At 71.9% G+C, this 15,148-nt stretch carries 13 protein-coding genes; 9 read left to right on the forward strand and 4 right to left on the reverse strand.

Annotated elements, in window-relative coordinates; translation table 11 throughout:
• Window positions 1-9 precede the first annotated feature (9 nt).
• From ABZ441_RS13645 to ABZ441_RS13670, 6 genes are all read left to right on the forward strand, one after another.
• Window positions 10-828, forward strand: a complete 819-nt coding sequence (locus ABZ441_RS13645; RefSeq protein ID WP_358972277.1) for an alpha/beta fold hydrolase — start codon at window positions 10-12, stop codon at window positions 826-828.
• Window positions 825-2,090 (forward strand): cation:proton antiporter, encoded by a 1,266-nt coding sequence (locus ABZ441_RS13650; protein WP_358972281.1) that lies wholly within the window; start codon window positions 825-827, stop codon window positions 2,088-2,090. Before ABZ441_RS13645 ends, ABZ441_RS13650 begins: the two co-directional genes overlap by 4 nt.
• Before the next feature lie 108 nt (window positions 2,091-2,198).
• Window positions 2,199-2,828, forward strand: coding sequence for a class I SAM-dependent methyltransferase (locus ABZ441_RS13655; protein ID WP_358972283.1), 630 nt, complete (start codon window positions 2,199-2,201; stop codon window positions 2,826-2,828).
• Between the two features lie 144 nt (window positions 2,829-2,972).
• Window positions 2,973-3,743 (forward strand): TVP38/TMEM64 family protein, encoded by a 771-nt coding sequence (locus ABZ441_RS13660; RefSeq protein WP_358972286.1) that lies wholly within the window; start codon window positions 2,973-2,975, stop codon window positions 3,741-3,743.
• A 171-nt stretch (window positions 3,744-3,914) separates the two neighbouring features.
• Window positions 3,915-4,787, forward strand: a complete 873-nt coding sequence (locus ABZ441_RS13665) for an undecaprenyl-diphosphate phosphatase (RefSeq protein WP_358972289.1) — start codon at window positions 3,915-3,917, stop codon at window positions 4,785-4,787.
• Window positions 4,788-4,991: 204 nt separating this feature from the next.
• Window positions 4,992-5,165, forward strand: coding sequence for a hypothetical protein (locus tag ABZ441_RS13670; RefSeq protein ID WP_358972292.1), 174 nt, complete (start codon window positions 4,992-4,994; stop codon window positions 5,163-5,165).
• Window positions 5,166-5,182: 17 nt separating this feature from the next.
• Here ABZ441_RS13670 and ABZ441_RS13675 read toward each other — a convergent pair whose 3' ends face one another.
• Window positions 5,183-9,328 (reverse strand): molybdopterin-dependent oxidoreductase, encoded by a 4,146-nt coding sequence (locus tag ABZ441_RS13675; protein WP_358972295.1) that lies wholly within the window; start codon window positions 9,326-9,328, stop codon window positions 5,183-5,185.
• 252 nt (window positions 9,329-9,580) lie between these two features.
• Here ABZ441_RS13675 and ABZ441_RS13680 point away from each other — a divergent pair, with 252 nt between their 5' ends.
• Together ABZ441_RS13680 and lnt are read left to right on the forward strand one after the other, a co-directional pair.
• Window positions 9,581-10,051 carry a nuclear transport factor 2 family protein gene (locus ABZ441_RS13680; RefSeq protein ID WP_358972298.1) on the forward strand — a complete coding sequence of 157 codons (471 nt, stop codon included), beginning with the start codon at window positions 9,581-9,583 and terminating at the stop codon, window positions 10,049-10,051.
• 113 nt (window positions 10,052-10,164) lie between these two features.
• Complete coding sequence (gene lnt, locus ABZ441_RS13685; protein WP_358972301.1) at window positions 10,165-11,793, forward strand: apolipoprotein N-acyltransferase; 1,629 nt, start codon at window positions 10,165-10,167, stop codon at window positions 11,791-11,793.
• Here lnt and ABZ441_RS13690 read toward each other — a convergent pair.
• Entirely contained in the window at window positions 11,717-12,622 is a 906-nt protein-coding gene (locus tag ABZ441_RS13690) for a Gfo/Idh/MocA family oxidoreductase (RefSeq protein WP_358972304.1), read from the reverse strand. The genes lnt and ABZ441_RS13690 overlap by 77 nt on opposite strands.
• A gap of 33 nt (window positions 12,623-12,655) precedes the next feature.
• Entirely contained in the window at window positions 12,656-13,867 is a 1,212-nt protein-coding gene (locus ABZ441_RS13695) for an FAD-dependent monooxygenase (protein ID WP_358972307.1), read from the reverse strand.
• Window positions 13,868-13,946: 79 nt separating this feature from the next.
• Here ABZ441_RS13695 and ABZ441_RS13700 point away from each other — a divergent pair, with 79 nt between their 5' ends.
• The gene (locus ABZ441_RS13700; RefSeq protein ID WP_358972310.1) at window positions 13,947-14,582 is read left to right on the forward strand and encodes a TetR family transcriptional regulator; all 636 of its coding nucleotides are present in this window, start codon (window positions 13,947-13,949) and stop codon (window positions 14,580-14,582) included.
• 70 nt (window positions 14,583-14,652) lie between these two features.
• Here the strand turns inward: ABZ441_RS13700 and ABZ441_RS13705 are convergent, their stop codons facing one another.
• Window positions 14,653-15,147: a hypothetical protein gene (locus ABZ441_RS13705; RefSeq protein ID WP_358972312.1), complete on the reverse strand. Its 495-nt coding sequence runs from the start codon at window positions 15,145-15,147 to the stop codon at window positions 14,653-14,655.
• Window position 15,148: the final 1 nt, after the last annotated feature.

The following is a 15,148-nucleotide window of genomic DNA, read 5'->3' on the forward strand; positions in this document are numbered from 1 at the left end:
GCGATCGAATTGAGCACGGACATCACGGAGAAGCTGCACCGGCTGGCCTTCACGCCGATGCGGACGCAGCCTCCGAACGCCACCCGGCCGATCCTGGAGCAGGCCGCCAAGGAGGTCGAGGTCGTCGACGGCGGCAAGGTGGTCCACTACCTGTGGGGCGAGGGTGAGCGGCGGATCCTGCTGGTCCACGGCTGGGCCGGCAACGCCGGGCACCTGACCGTCCTGGCGGACGCGCTCGTCCGGGCGGGCTGCGCGGTGGTCGTCGCCGACCTCCCCGGCCACGGCGAGTCCGAGGGGGAACGGTCCTCCGTCATCCACTTCGCCAGGGCGGTGGAGGCGGCCGACAAGCGGTACGGCCCCTTCCATGCCGTCGTCGCCCACTCGATGGGCGCCGCGGCGACGACCTACGCCATGTCGCGCGGGGTCACGCTGGAGCGCGCCGTCTTCATCAACCCCATCAGCAGCTACACCAGCCTCTGGCGCCGGTCCGGTGAGGTCATGCAGGTGTCGCCCGAGGCCATTGCGCTGGTCCGCTCCCGTGCGGAGGAATGGCTCGACATCTCCTTCGACGCCATCGAACCGGCCGTCGTGGCACGGGACTTCACCAGCCGGCTGCTCGTCGTCCACGACGAGAACGACCCGGAGTCGCCGATCACCGACAGCGAGACACTGGTGGCGGCCTGGGAGCGGGGTGAGCTCATGCGGGTGCGGGACCTGGGCCACACCAGGGTGCTGCGCGACGACGCCGTGGTCCGCCGTGCCGTCGACTTCCTGACGGCCGGCGGCACGGGCGACGGCGCGGCGGGTGATGGACCGGCGGGCCGGTGACGCTTCCGCTAGCCGCACACGCGATCGCCGCACTCGCCGCCTTCCTGGCCGTCGGGCTTCTGGGACGCCGGCTCGCCCGCCGGATCGGGCAGCCCGGCGTCGTCGGCGAGATCGCCTTCGGCATGCTGCTCGGGCCCGCGGTCCTCGGCTGGGCGTGGCCCGGTGCGCAGTCCGTCCTGTTACCGGCCGACGTGCTGGAGCCGCTGCGCGACCTGGGGCACGCCGGACTGGTGCTGTTCCTCGTGGGCGTCGCGCACGAACTGCGCCTGGACGCCTCCCGCCTGCGGGACAGGGCCATCGGCTGGACGACGCTGGGCACCCTGGTGCCCTCCCTGATGGCCGGCGCGGCGTTCGGCGGCTGGCTCGTCCTCCACGATCGGCCCTCCCTGCGGGGGACCGCGCCCACCCTGGCCTTCGTGCTGCTGCTGGCGATCACCATGGCAGTGTCGGCGGTGCCCGTCCTCGCGAGGATCCTCGCCGACCGGGGCCTGACCACCACCCACGCCGGACGGCTCTCACTGACCTCGGCGGCGCTCGTCGACGCCGTCGCCTGGCTGCTGCTGGCCGTGGTGATCGCAGTCGCCCGACCCGGCTCGGGCGGCGTCTCGACCGCCGCTGTCGTACTGGTGGCCGGAGCCCCGGTGGCCGTCCTGGGCCGCCGCCTGCTGAAGACCTCTCGAGCCGAGCGCCTCTGCGCCAGGTGGCCCTGGCCGGTGGCCGTCGTCCTGGGCTTTTGCGTGCTCCAGGCGGCGGATGTGGCGGAGTCTCTCGGACTCACCGCGATCTTCGGCGCGTTCATGGTGGGCCTGATGATCCCGCCCGGCTCCCCGCACTGGGACGCACCGGTCCGCCGGGTTTCCACCCTGGGCCTGTGGCTGGTTCCGGTCTTCTTCGTCGCCACCGGGCTGTCGGTATGGACGGGCTCGGGCGGCATCCCCTGGCTGGTGACGATCCTCGCGACGATCGTGGCCGTGCTCTCCAAGATCGGAGGCGGCTACGCGGTCTCCCGCCTGGGCGGGGAGGGGCACACCGAGGCACTCCGCATCGGCGTCATGCTCAACACCCGCGGGCTCACCGAGATCGTCCTGCTCCAGGCCGGGTACAGCGCCGGAGTGCTCACCTCCGGCCTGTATCTTGCGTTGCTGGTGATGGCGGTGGCCACCACCTCGTTGACGGGCCCGCTCCTGTCTTTGATCGACCGCCGCCACGGAGCGGCCGCGCCGCCGCCGCCCAGGAAGGGCGAGCAGGTCGCGACGGGGTGACTCCCCCGCCGGGGCGGCGGAGGCCCTGCGGCGGCGCCGGTGGAACAGGTGCCGGTGGAACAGGTCGAGAAAACCCTTGGAAAAAGGACTGTGAGGTCAGGCTTCCCCATGGTGGAACACCACGACGAGACCAGGTCGGCCTACGACGGGATCGTCGAACTCTACGCGTCGATGTTCGCCGACCGGCTGGAGACACAGCCGTTCGCGCGGTCCATGATCGGCACCTTCGCCGAGTTGGTACGCGGGACGGGCAACCTGCGGACAGCCGACGTCGGGTGCGGGCCCGGGCATCTGACGGCCATGCTGGACGGCCTGGGGCTGGACGCCTTCGGGCTCGACCTCTCCCCCGCCATGATCGACCACGCCCGGCGGACCCATCCGAAGCTGCGGTTCGACGAGGCGCGGATGGAGGCCATGCCGGTCGAGGCCGGCTCGCTCGGTGGTGTGATGGCCCACTACTCGATGATCCACACTCCGCCCGGAGAACTGGGCGCGCTGCTCGCCGAGCAGGTGCGCGTCCTGGCACCGGGCGGCCTGCTGCTGGTCTCGTTCTTCGGGACCGACGGACCCGAACCGGTCCGCTTCGACCACAAGGTGGCGCCCGCCTACAGCTGGCCGGTGGACCGGATGACCGAGTTGCTCGCAGGGGCCGGGCTCACGCCGTTCGCCCGGTTGCTCCACGATCCCGCCTCCGAGCGGGGTTTCCTCGACGCGCACGTGCTGTCCCGCCTGTCGTGAAGCGCGCGGCGCCTCGGGGAGCGGGCGGTCCTGGTATCCGGCAGGGAGAACGCCGCACCCGGCTGGGGTGCCCGGTTCGGTGGCCCGCCGCCGGACGCCCGCCCATTACGGCGATCACACACACGTTTCGGTTACGCTCCCCAAATGTTCGACCCCGTCCCCGCAACACGGCCCTCCGGTGGCCTCGCAGTGCGCTGTACGAGGGCGCTGCTCTCCCCCTGGTCCCGGTTCTCCCTGCTCGTGGCGGTCCTGCTGGCCGCCGCCACCACGATGCTGCTGTTCGAACCACAGCGTCTGCTCGCCTCCGGCTGGCCGCCCCAACTCACGGGCTCCGCCGCGGCGATGCTGTTCGGACTCGCGTACGGCGTGTGCACGGTCGCCTTCGTGCCGCGCCCGTTGCTCAACCTGGCCGCCGGTGCGCTGTTCGGGGCCCAGGCCGGTCTCGCGGCGGCGCTGGCCGGGACCGTCCTCGGTGCCGGGGTGTCCTTCCTGCTCGGCAGGGTGCTGGGGCAGGACGCGCTCCGGACGCTGTTGCGCGGCAAGTACCTGAAGGCGGCGGACGGGCTGCTGAGCCGGCACGGGTTCAGGTCCATGCTCGCGCTGCGACTCTTCCCCGGGGTGCCGTTCGCCGCGGCCAACTACTGTGCGGCGACCTCGCGCATGGGCTACCCGCCGTTCCTGCTCGCCACGGGGATCGGCTCGATCCCGAACACGGCGGCCTACGTCATCGCCGGCAGCACGGCCTCCTCGCCGACGTCGCCGGTCTTCCTGGCGGCGATGGGCTTCATCGTGCTGTCCGGTGCGGGTGCCGCGCTGGTGGCGTGGCGCAAGCGGCACAGGCTGGGCGGCACCGACGGCGCGGTTCCCCCGGGGCAGGCGGCGCGGTCCGGGCAGGAGGCCGGCAGCGCGGCGTAGCCAGGGGCAGGCGGGAGTCTGTTCACCTCCAGGCGATACGCTGCCCGCAACCGACAGAGGATGTCCGGGGCCGTGGCGTCCCGTCCCCCTTTCTGACCGCATCCGCACGGTGCCGACGGCTTTCACGCCCGTCGGCCGTTGCATGAGTACCTCCGGGATGGCCTAAGCCCCATGAGCTGGTTCGAATCATTCGTCCTGGGCCTCGTTCAGGGACTGACCGAGTTCCTGCCGATCTCCTCCAGCGCGCATCTGCGGCTGACCGCCGCCTTCGCGGGCTGGCACGACCCGGGGGCCGCGTTCACCGCGATCACCCAGATCGGCACGGAGGCCGCGGTCCTCATCTACTTCCGCAAGGACATCGCACGGATCATCTCGGCCTGGTCCCGGTCCCTGACGAACTCCTCGATGCGCGGCGACCACGACGCCCAGATGGGCTGGCTGGTCATCATCGGCTCGATTCCCATCGGCGTCCTCGGTGTCACCTTCAAGGACCACATCGAGGGTCCCTTCCGCGACCTCCGCCTGATCGCGACGACACTGATCGTCATGGGCGTCGTCCTCGGCATCGCGGACCGCCTCGCGGCGCGCGACGAGACCGGCGGCAAGCACCGGGCGATCAAGGAGCGCAAGTCGCTCAAGGAACTGGGTGTCAGGGACGGCCTGATTTTCGGCTTCTGCCAGGCGATGGCCCTGATCCCCGGCGTCTCCCGCTCGGGCGCGACGATCAGCGGTGGCCTGCTCATGGGCTACACCCGTGAGGCGGCGGCCCGCTACTCGTTCCTGCTGGCGATCCCGGCGGTGCTGGCCTCGGGCGTGTTCGAGTTGAAGGACGCCGGTGAGGGACACGTCTCCTGGGGTCCGACCATCTTCGCGACGATCATCGCGTTCGTGGTCGGCTACGCGGTCATCGCGTGGTTCATGAAGTTCATCACGACGAAGAGCTTCATGCCGTTCGTCATCTACCGCGTGATCCTGGGCATCGTGCTCTTCATCCTGGTCGGCGCGGGTGTGCTGAGCCCCCACGCGGGCGATTCGGCGGGCTGACCCACCCCACCAGGGGATTCGTCCCCCGGCCGCGCGGTTCGGGGCGGCCGCACGGGGGCGGGCGGGCGGCCGGGCTTCGCAGGTGCAGGACGTGCTCCCGCGCACTGACACACCGCCCGCGGACAGGCCGGCCCGTCCCCGTCGTGGACCCTCGTCCCCGACACGGTCGACGCCATTGTCAGCCCCCGCCCGTAGACTGGGCGCATGCCCCTACCACCTGCTGAGCAGAATCCTGTCCGCTCACTCACCGAGCTGAACGCGGAGATTCGCGCGCTCGTGGAGGGCGGTCTGGGCTCGCTGGAGGCCCGCCAGGAGTATGAGCGACTGCTGGTCGAGTGGGGTTCCGCGGTGCAGGAAGGTGTCGTCGAGGCGGCGTAGGGGGAAGTGAGCTGTGCTCAGTACACGTCCCGCACGTACCGCTTGTCGGCGGCGAGCTGCTTGACGTACGCGGCGGAGGCGCCCTCCTGAAGTCCGCCGTGGGCGACGGCGATGTCCCGCAGTGCCCGGTCCACGTCCTTCGCCATCCGGGAGGCGTCGCCGCAGACGTAGACGTGGGCCCCCTCCTGGAGCCAGGACCACAGCTGGGCGCCGTGCTCACGCATCCGGTCCTGGACGTAGACCTTCGCGCGCTGGTCACGGGAGAAAGCGGTGTCCAGCCGGGTCAGGGTGCCGTCGCGGCGCAGGGAGTCGAGCTCCTCGCGGTAGTAGAAATCGGTGGCGCTGCGCTGCTCGCCGAAGAACAGCCAGTTGGGGGCTGCGTGACCGAGGACCCGCCGCTCGTCGAGGAATCCGACGAACGGGGCGACGCCGGTGCCGGGGCCGACCATGACCATGGGGGTGGCCGGGTCGGCCGGTGGCCGGAAGTGCGGGGCGCTCCGGACGAAGACGGGGACGGGGCTGCCCGGCTCCGCGTCGGCGAGGAAGGTGGAGGCCACTCCTTTGCGGACGGCGCCGTGCCGGTTCTCGTAGCGGACGACGGAGACGGTGAGACGCACGAGGCCTGGGTCGCTGAGTGGGCTGGAGGATATGGAGTAGAGCCTCGGCCGGAGCCGCGTGAGGGCCCCGGTCCACTCGGCCGCGGTGGCGCGGGCGGAGTGTTCCGCGATGACGTCGACGGCCTGCCTCCCCCAGGCCCACTGGGCGAGTTCACCCTTGTTGTCGGGGCGCAGGAGCTTTTTGAGGGTGCGGTCGTGTGTGCGCTCGGCGACCAGCCGCAGCAGAGCCGGACTGATCCGGGCGACGTCCAGGTGTCGGTGGAGCGCCTCGCCCAGGGGTACGGGGCCGACGCCTGCCAGGTCGACCGGTACCGCGGCATCCAGTCCGGTGACGGCCAGCCATTCCGCCACGAGATCGGGGCAGTTGCGTGCCTCCACCCCGAGGGCGTCACCCGCTTCGTACGTGAGCGGTACGGGGCTGTCCTGCGTGTCGAAAGTGAACTGCCGAACTTCTTTGGTGGCCCCGGGGAGGCTGAGCAGCTTGTTGCCCACGAGGCGCCCGGTCGTTCTGCGTTTCGAGTGGGCCGGGGTCACGGAAGCGGCGTCGAGGGTGGGCGGCGCGGGAGGGCCGGACGGGGCGCCCAGTGCCGCGAACACCTCGTCGAGCCACCGCCCGGCCGGCTCCTCGTAGTCCGGTTCGCAGTCCGTACGGGGGACGAGCCGCACGGCGCCGAGTTCGCCGAAGCGTTCGTCCAGCCGCCTGCCGTGCCCGCAGAAGTCGTCGTACGAGGAGTCCCCCAGGGCGAGTACGGCATAGCGCACGCCGTCCAGCCGGGGTGTGTCGGCCGCGCTGAGCGACTGCCAGAAACCGGAGCCGTTGTCCGGAGCGTCGCCGTCTCCGAACGTGCTGGTGACGACCAGCAGATCGGCTGTGCGCGGGAGGCTCTCCAGGGGCCGGTCGTCCATCCCGAGGAGGGTCGCCGTCCGCCCTTCGGCAGTCAGCCGCCGGGCCGCTGCCTCGGCCACCACCTCGGCGTTCCCGGTCTGCGACGCCCACAGCACGACGATCTGCCTTCCTGACACCGCGTCGGGTACCTGCGCCGTCGTCCCGTCGGGTCGAGCATCTCGCGAGTCGGTGCCGGGAGTTCGGGAGAACATGCCGGCCAGGACCCCGTTGGCCCAGAGGGCGTGGTCCGGCTCGAACGGTGCGTGCACCGGGAGCACGGGTGTGCCCTCGGTCTGTGTGCCGAGTCCCGCGAGGAACCCGGACAGGTAGCGCCGCTCGTGTTCGGCAAGTACGGGTGGGGCCACGTCCGCGATCCCGAACACCCCGGCGAGGACCGCGGCGGGGGTCGCGGCGGGGGTCGCGGCGGCGGCTTCCGCCGGCACGGGGACAGAGGGCTGCGCGGCGGCGGCGACCTTCACCAGTGTCACGGCACAGATCTTGAACTCGGGCTGGAAGGACACCGGGTCGACGGCGTCGTTCGTGACCGCGTTGACGCTGAGGTACTCGCCGAAGAGATCGTTCCAGTGGAACGGTGCGAAGCAGTCCCCGGGCCGCACCCGGTCGGTCACGACGGCCGGCAGCACGGCGCGGCCGCGCCGAGAGGCGACCTCGACGGAGTCGCCCTCGGCGATCGAGAGGGCTGCCGCGTCCTGCGGGCTGATCTCCACGAAGGGTCCGGGGTTCAGCCGGTTGAGCTTGGTGACCTTCCCGGTCTTCGTCAGGGTGTGCCACTGGTGCTGCAGGCGGCCCGTGTTGAGCACGAAGGGGAAACCGTCGCCGGGCATCTCGGCCGCAGGCATGTGCGGGCGGGCGAAGAACACCGCCCGGCCGCTCGCGGTGGGGAAGGCAAGCCGGGGCACACTCCCGTCCGGGCGTACGGCCAGGGTCTGGCTGACGCCGTCGTTCAGGTAGCGGACCGGATTGCGGTCGGGCCCGTCCAGGGCGGCGCTGGGCCACTGGACGGGGGTGCGGCGCAGCCGTTCGTAGGTGACTCCGCGCAGGTCGTATCCGGTCTTCGGGTTGTGGGCCCGCTTGATCTCGTCGAAGATCTCCTCGGCGCTTGTGTAGCCGAAGGCCTCTTCGTAGCCCATCTCGCACGCGATGCGAGCGATGATCCGCCAGTCCGGCCATGCCTCCCCCGGCGGATCGGCTGCCTGCCGGGCGAGCGTGAGGTTCCGCTCCGAGTTGACCATGACGCCCTCGGCTTCGCCCCAGAGCGCGGCGGGCAGGGCGACGTCGGCGTAGGCGTTGGTCTCGGTGTCGGCGAACACGTCCTGGGTGACGACGAACTCCGCCGCCTCGAGCCCCTCGATGACGGTCCGGCGGTTGGCCACGGATGCCACCGGGTTGGTGCAGATGATCCAGCACGCCTTTATTTCGCCGTCCGACATGCGCCGGAACATGTCGACGGTCCCGATACCCGCCGCGTCCGTACTCAGGGTCCCCGGCTCGACGTCCCACAGTTCCTCGACGTAGGCCCGGTCCTCGTCCGAGTGCAGTGCGCGCTGGCCGGGCAGGCCGGGGCCCATGTAACCCATCTCGCGGCCGCCCATGGCGTTGGGCTGGCCTGTGAGCGAGAACGGGCCGCTGCCGGGGCGGCAGATGGCCCCGGTGGCGAGATGCAGATTGACGAGGGCGTTGGTGTTCCAGGTCCCGTGGGTGCTCTGGTTGAGGCCCATGGTCCAGCAGCTCATCCACTCGCCCGCCTCACCGATCCAGCGGGCGGCCAGGCGGATGTCGGCCTCCGGGATGCCGGTGATCTCCGCGACCGCGGCAGGCGGGTAGTCCTTCAGGAAGCCGGGCATGGCCTCCCAGCCCTCGGTGTGCTCGGCGATGAACTCCGGGTCGGTGTGGCCGTTCTCGACGAGCAGGTGCATCACGCCGTTGAGCAGGGCCAGGTCCGTGCCCGGGCGTATCTGCAGGAAGAGATCGGCCTTGTCGGCGGTGGCGTTGCGCCGGGGGTCGACCACGATGAGCTTCGCGCCGGCCTTCACCCGTTCCATGAGGCGGAGGAAAAGGACGGGGTGGCAGTCCGCCATGTTCGAGCCGATGACGAGGAACGTGTCGGCGTGCCCGAAGTCCTCGTACGAGCCGGGCGGGCCGTCGGCGCCCAGCGAGAGCTTGTAGCCACTGCCCGCGCCGGCCATGCAGAGCCGGGAGTTGGATTCGATCCAGCTCGTGCGGACGAAGCCCTTGGCCAGTTTGTTGGCGAGGTACTGCGCCTCCAGCGTCATCTGCCCGGAGACGTAGAGGGCGAGCGCGTCGGGCCCGTGCTCGTCGACGATCGCGCGGAGCCGTCGCGCGGTCTCCCTGACCGCCGCTTCCATGGGCGCGGGTGCGGGCTCCTCGCTGCGGTCCGCCCGCACCAGGGGCGTCGTCAGCCGGCCGGGAGCGGCCAGCATCTCGGCGCTCGTCGCCCCCTTCGTACAGAGCCGACCGCCGTTCGCGGGGTGCGCCTTGTCCCCCGCAACCTTCAGGACCGTACGCCGTCCGTCGGGGCCCATGCCGATGTCGAGGACCATCCCGCAGCCGACACCGCAGTACGAGCAGACCGTCCGCACCTGGGTGGGGGTGTCCGGCTGCGGGTTCGGCACGGTCATGGACGGCCTTTCATGGGGGACGCTGACATCGCGAGGGTACGGAACCGCCGTTTCCCCGGTGTCACGCAGGGCGATCAAGCGTGGTTACGTCCATTGCACAGTCACCGGCGCGCACCGGTGAGGGCCACCGGGCCCGGGGCGCTCGACGGGTCGTGCTCGCGGTTCGGGGCTGTTTCGGCACGGGCCCGGGGCGGGCGGAGACGTTGCGGACACCCCCTAGGCGTGCCGCTCCCGACCGACGAGACTTGGGCGATGACACAGCGCGTGGCTCTCGCGACGGTGATGGACCGGCTCTCCATCGATGCAGTGATCACCGACTACGCGGTGGCGGTGGGCGACGGTGCCTGGGAGGAGTACGGCGCACTGTTCACGCCGGACGGGCAGGCCGACTACCGCGGCGCGGGCGGGTCCCTGGGACCGGCCGCCGAGGCCGGGAGGTGGCTCGCGGAGGACTTCCGGTCCTTCCCTGCCCGCCAGCATCTGATCGTCAACCGGCGTCTGGACCTTCAGGATCTGGGCGGCTATCCGGGCGACCAGGCGCAGGTGCGGGCCGACTACCTCAGTCCGGCGGGCCCGGAAGCCTGGGACGGGGAGTCGGCTCCGGCCCTGTTCACCGGCGGCCGGTACGTCTTCGAACTGCGGCGTACGGAAGAGGGCTGGCGGATACGGACCGCCACGGCGCACCGGAAGTGGCGGTACGCCCCCGGAGCGGACGCGGGCTGATCCGCTGCCGGTGACGGCCGTCGCACACCTCGGTACCGCGGCACGCCCCCTGTGCGCTGCTGATCTTCTGCACCACACTGGGATCAAGCGCAGGACGGGCGAGGAGGAGACGCATGCCGATGCGGGGCGAGCGGCCTCCGGCCGTGCGGGCGGGCGAGGGCGGCGCACGGCCGTACGAGCGGCTGCTGCGGTCCCGAACCGGGCGGGGCGTCGCGGCCCTGTGCGCGGGAGCCCTGCCCGCCCTCACGTTTCCGACGCCCTCGCTCTGGTGGCTCGCCTACGTCGCTCTGGTGCCCTGGCTGCTGCTGATCCGGTCGGCGGGGACGGGGCGCCGTGCGGCGGCCGACGGCTGGCTCGGCGGCGTGGGCTTCATGCTCGCCGTGCACCACTGGCTGATGCCGAGCCTTCATGTGTTCATCGTGGTGCTCGCCGCACTGCTCGGTCTGCTGTGGGTCCCCTGGGGCCTGCTCGTGGCCCGGATGCTCGGGGGCCCGCCGTCCGTACTCCGCTCCGCGGCCGCAGTGGCCGTGGTGCCCTCCGGATGGCTGATGATCGAACTGGTCCGCTCCTGGGAGGGGCTCGGCGGCCCGTGGGGGTTGCTCGGCGCGAGCCAGTGGGACGTCCCGCCCGCGCTGCGCGTCGCCTCGGTGGGCGGAGTGTGGCTGGTCAGTCTGGGCGTGGTGGCCGTGAACACGGCGCTCACGCTGCTGCTCGCCGTACCGGCGGCCCGCACGTCCGCGGCCGCGTGTCTGGTGGCCGGGGCGATCGGCGTCGGGGCGACCGTGGCCTGGGCGCCGCAGCCCCGGGTTTCGGGTACGGCCCGGATCGCGGTGGTACAGCCGGGTCTGGTCGAGGGTCCCCGCAGCGTCGAGCGCCGCTTCGCGCGCGGCGAGGAGCTGACCCGCGGTCTGGACGGGCGGGGCGTGGACCTGGTGGTGTGGGGCGAGAGCAGTGTCGGTGTCGATCTGTCCCGGAGTCCGGGCACGGCGGACCGCGTCGCCGCGCTGTCGCGTCTGGTCGGCGCCGACGTGCTGGTCAACATGGACGCGCGTCGCACGGACGGCCCGGGCCGCACCGGCATCTTCAAGTCAGCGGTGCTGGTGGGCCCCGAGGGCCCGACCGGGGACCGCTACGACAAGATGCGCCTGGTGCCGTTCGGTGAGTACGTCCCGGCCCGCGGGCTGCTCGGATGGGCCACCTCGGTGGGCAAGGCGGCGGGCGAGGACCGGCTGCGCGGCAGCGGCCCCGTGGTGATGGACCTGCCGGACGGGCTGCGCGTGGGCCCTCTGGTGTGCTTCGAGTCGGCGTTCCCCGACATGAGCCGGCAGCTGGCGAAGGACGGGGCGCAACTGCTGCTCGCCCAGTCGTCCACCTCGACGTTCCAGCACAGCTGGGCCCCCGCGCAGCACGCCTCGCTCGGGGCGCTGCGGGCGGCCGAGACGGGGCGCCCGATGGTGCACGCGACGCTCACGGGTGTGAGCGCCGTGTACGGGCCTCGGGGTGAACGGGTGGGAGCGCCGCTCGGTACGGACGCGAGCGAGGCCGCCGTGTACGACGTACCGCTCGCCCGGGGCACCACTCTCTACGTCCGGCTGGGCGCCTGGCCGGTGTACGGCGCGCTTGCGGTCCTGGCCGTCTTCCTGGGTGCGGCGGGGCTGAGGCGTCTCAGGACGCCTGCTCCACCGCGTCCAGGACGACCCGCTCGCACAGCCGGTGGGTCTCCAGAGCGTCCTGGGCGCTGAGAACCCGCCCGGCCCGGACCGCGTCGAGGAAGGACAGCACGCTTTGTTCGATGCCTCGCTGGCGGGCGACCGGCACCCAGTCACCGCGTCGCCGCATGGTCGGCTGCCCCTTGTGGTCGATGACGTCCGCGAGGTTGAGGACCTGGCGCTTGGCGTCCTGCCCCGAGACCTCGAGGATCTCCTCCGTCGATCCGTTGAGCCGGTTCATCATGCCGATGGCGGTGAATCCGTCACCGGACAGCTGGAGCACCACGTGGTGCATCAGCCCGTCGGCGACGCGTGCCCGCACGACGACGTTCGACACGGGGCCGGGGACCAGGAAGCGCAGGGTGTCGACGACGTGGACGAAGTCGTCGAGGACCATGGTGCGCGGGTCCTCGGGGAGGCCCACCCGGTTCTTCTGCATGAGGATCAGCTCGCGCGGGTGCTCGGCACACTGCGCGTACGACGGGGCGAGCCTGCGGTTGAACCCGACCGCGAGCGAGACGCCGCGGTCCTCGGCGAGGGCCACCAGGCGCTCGGAATCGGCGAGTTCGTACGAGAGGGGCTTGTCGACGTAGGTGGGGACGCCCGCTTCGAGCAGCCGGCCGGCGATCTCCGCGTGAGCTGAGGTCGGGGCGTGCACGAAGGCGGCGTCCAGCCCCTGGGCCAGGAGCGGGCCGAGGTCCTCGTGACACTGCGCCGGGGGGATCCGGTGGGACGCCGCCACGGCTGCCAGCGTGGCCGGGGTGCGGGTCTGCAGATGCAGTTCGACGCCGGGCAGGGTCGTCAGTACCGGCAGATACGCCTTCTGCGCGATGTCGCCGAGCCCGATGCAGCCGACCTTCACGAGGTTCTCCCTGTCGCCTTGACCAGGGTGTCGTCACGGTCGCGTGCTCTGCCCTTCCCTGGTCACGGCAGCATACGTGCGCTGCGGCGGATGCCAGTCGCAGATGCCGTCGAACGTCCGGAGGACGAGCCCGGGGCCGAGCCGGGAGACCGCGGACATGAGCCCGTTGCGCAGGGCGACGGCCGGCGCCCCCGACAGCCTCGTCATCCGGGAGACCTGCGCAGCCTTGCGGACCATGGCGGTCGTGCGAGGCACCCTGGCCGCGCTGTAGGAAGCCAGGCCCTCGCCCAGGTTCCCGTCCGGCGTGACGTGGTGGGCGAGCACGACGGCGTCCTCGATGGCCTGGTTGCCGCCCTGCCCGAGGAAGGGCACCATGGCGTGCGCGGAGTCACCGACGAGCACCGTGCGCCCCCGGTGGAACGACGGCAGCGGGTCGTCCAGGTGGTACACGTCGTGGCGGAGCACCTGGTCGGGCGCCACCGAGGCGATGATCCCGGGGATCGGGTCGTGCCAGTCGCCGTACCTGCGCAGCAGTTCCGCCTTCTCGTCGTCCGCGGCCCGGGCTCCCGCCGGCACGGCCGCCGCAGCGTAGGCGTAGATCCCGCCGTCCTTCAGGGGGTGACTGCCCCACAGTGCGCCGCGGCCCCAGGTCTCGTGCGGACTGAACGTGCGGCCGGGTCCCGGGGAGATGAGGCGCCAGGTGGTGAAGCCGCTGTACGAGGGGCCGGGATGACGCGGGAAGAGCGTGGTGCGTACCGCCGACCCGATTCCGTCGGCTCCGATCACCAGGTCGGCCTCGATGTCTTCCGAGGGAGTCCTGACCACGGCCCGGCGCCCGTCCGCGCTGCCGGGTGCGAGGAGCTGTGCCGGTGTGCCGGTGTGCACGGCGGACGCGGGGAGCCGGGCGCGGAGCAGGCCGATGAGCACGGAGCGGCGCAGCAGCACGAGGGGCCCGCCGAACCGCTCGGCCGCGGCGGAGCTGTCCGTCCGGGCGAGCCGGCGCCCGGACGGCGTGCACATGCCCCCGTCGCCCTGCCAGGCGGCGCGTGACCTGACCTCGTCGCCGAGCCCGATGACGTCGAGGGCACGCTGGGAGTTGGGGGCGAGGCTGATGCCCGCGCCGATGGGTTCGAGCGAGGAGGCGCGCTCCAGCACGGTGACCTGCCAGCCGCTCCGGAACAGTGCCGCGGCGGCGGTGAGTCCGCCGATGCCGCTGCCGATGACCACCGCTCGGGACGTCGCCACGCCTGAGCCCCCTTTTCACTACACCTGTAGTAACGACCTCACCTTACTACAGGTGTAGTGGGAGCGGTAGATTGGCTCCGTGCCCACACACCCGACACCCGCAGACAGCGTTGCGCAGGCAGGCCCCTTCCGTGCCGACCTGATCGCCGACGCCGCGCTCACCCTCCTCGCGGAACGCGGCATGAGGGGCCTCACACACCGGGCGGTGGACGAGCGGGCCGGACTCCCCCAGGGCTCGACGTCGAACCACGCCCGCACCAGGGAGGCACTGCTGGAAGCCGCCGTTCGCCGGCTGGCCGAGCTCGAAGGGCAGGTGCTCGCGCCCGGGGAGCTACAGGCGGGTGGCGGTCCGGAAGGGATGGCCGCAGGGCTCGCGCACGCACTGCACCGGTATCTGTCCGGCAGCGCCGAGCTCCTGGTGTGCCGCTACGAGTTGGCGCTGGAGGCCACGCGACGCCCCGCGCTCAGGACGTTCTACGACGAGGCGGGCAGGCGGTTCCGCGAACCGCTGGTGGCGCTGATGGCCACGGCTGGGTCGGCCGAACCGGAACGCCATGCGCTCTCGGTCGTGGCGTGGGCCGAGGGAATGATGTTCGCGTGCGCCGTGGGGTCCTACCACCGGGCCGTGCCGACGGAGGCACAGCTGCGGACGGGCTGCACCGAGTTGCTACGGGGAATGCTCGGTCCGGGCACGTCGGGGGCGTCGGGCACGTGAAGGAGAGGGCCCTCGGGGCGGCCGGGCGGTTTCCAGGGTCCGCCGACGCCGCGCGGTGCTCCGGGCCGGGTCACTCCCCTGCCGTACTCCCCCGCATGCGCCGCTCCAGACGTCCGATGGCTGCGCGGACACCTCCGCCGTATCCGTCGTCCTCCAGTACACCGACGGCGTCCCAGGCCCGGTCCAGGTGGACCCGGGCGGCCTTGAATCGCTGCAGTTTCACGTAGTCCGCAGCCAGATTGAGGTGCAGCGACGGTACGAGGGCCCGCACCGCTGTGGCGTCCCGGTGCTCCGCGTCCGCTTCCGCGCACACCGCCCCGGCCAGGCCCTCGGCGGCCGTCAGTGCCCGGAGGTCCCAGGCCAGCTCGTCCCCGGGGTCGTCCTGGGAATCGGCCATGTAGTGGGCGAGGGTGCAGCGGTGCAGGGCCTCACCGCTCTCACCGATCTCCGACCAGATGGTCCCGAACCGGTTGCGTGCCTCTTCCCTGTCCCCCGCGTGGAGCAGCATGACCGCCTGGCCGATCCTGGTCATGACGGCGTCGCCCGGCACTTGCTGCTGCTCCACC

This window comes from Streptomyces sp. NPDC005752 (genome assembly GCF_040630715.1).
Classification (GTDB): domain Bacteria; phylum Actinomycetota; class Actinomycetes; order Streptomycetales; family Streptomycetaceae; genus Streptomyces.